The organism is Clostridium sp. AF22-10, from assembly GCF_003478725.1.
Classification (GTDB): Bacteria; Bacillota; Clostridia; order Lachnospirales; family Lachnospiraceae; genus Otoolea; species Otoolea fessa.
The window spans coordinates 1-1,502 of sequence record NZ_QUFZ01000068.1; the positions used below are offsets into that span (position 1 = coordinate 1).

Annotated in this window: 1 protein-coding gene; it reads left to right on the top strand. The window is 29.6% G+C overall.

Annotated features, from left to right (window positions below):
- The coding region (locus DWX91_RS16895) for a hypothetical protein (RefSeq protein ID WP_182435129.1) at nt 1–1,353 on the top strand (1,353 nt) is incomplete at its 5' end.
- Between the last annotated feature and the right edge of the window lie 149 nt (nt 1,354–1,502).

A 1,502-nucleotide genomic window follows, 5' to 3' on the forward strand; every position in this document is an offset into this window, starting at 1 on the left:
TCAATGTTATATAAGCAGATGATATCTTACTTTTCTACTATGCCACTATATACATATAATATTACATTTTCTACTATGCCACTATATACATATAATATTACACCTCTTGCAGATTACACAAAAGACTTTAATGTAGATAAACAACTTAAAAACTATGAAAAAGTTTTAAAAATATTTCATCATTTTAATATGGCAAAAGAATTACAGAATGTAGTTTCAAACACCATTCGCGATGGTTTATATGTTGGATGGATGAATGGTGATGATGAAAATGGAATGTTTTTGATGCCATTAGATGTACAATATTGTCGTATATATGGCAAAACACAAGAAGGAGAATGGATAACCTATTTTGATGCTTCGTTTTTTGATAAATCTAATAATAAAGACTTTATTGAGGGTATCAATAATGATGCTACAGGAGTTTGGGATCAAGTGTTTATTGATGGCTATAATCAATATAAATCTGGTGGTAGAGATTATCAATTCTTTCGACTTCCGCCAGAAAATACATTAACACTCATTGCGAGTACAGATGATGAGTTTTATGTACCATTACCTTATTTCCTGCCATTATTCAAATCTTTATTAAATCTCCTTGATACAGAAAGCCTTGTTGTTGCGAAAGAAAAACTACAGAATTATAAATTGATTTTAAATAAAATTCCTTTGTTGAATTCTGAAAATGTAGATGATTTTGCAATAAGTCTGGAATTGGCAAATTATTTTGATGCACTTATTAAAGAAATTCTTCCTGATTTAGTTGGTTATGGAACTGTACCATATCAGGATGACTCACAAGTTATAGATTTTGAAAAATCAACATCTTCTACTGATACGGATAATCTAAATAAAGCAATGAATAACTTATTCGCAAATGCGGGGATTAACAGATTAATCATAAGTTCTGGTGATTCAAGTAATGCGAATGGTATTAAATATTCTAACGCTAATGATTTAGGTAAAATGTCAGTTTATCTAAGACGCATTGAATCATGGCTAAATTATTGGATTAAAAACCATATTACCGATGGAATACATTTGGAGATTTTTGATCAAACTCAATATAACCGAGAAGAATATATTAGCCGAATGAAAGATGCTAGTTCATTCGGTATTGGGAAAATGGATTATATGTGCGCATTAGGCAATACGCCTTATATTGCATATAACAAACTTCGTTTTGAAGCTTTAGCACTAAATATAAATCAATATGCTATTCCTTTTAATTCTTCATATACACAATCATCTGGTGATATAAATGGTAGACCAACTATTCCTGAAGAGGATTTGAGTTCAGAGGGACAAGCCACAAGGAATTCTGGGAAAAATGAAGATAAAGGAAATAAATAGAGGAGTTTTTATTTTGGAAGGTAAATATTTTTATTGTTACTCTAAGCCATTAAAAGATTATTTTTTAAAAAATGGTTTGGGATACATATTAAAGGCAACACATAATAAAACTTATAAGCAATATTGGGTTTTTGAAAGCTGTGAAAAAA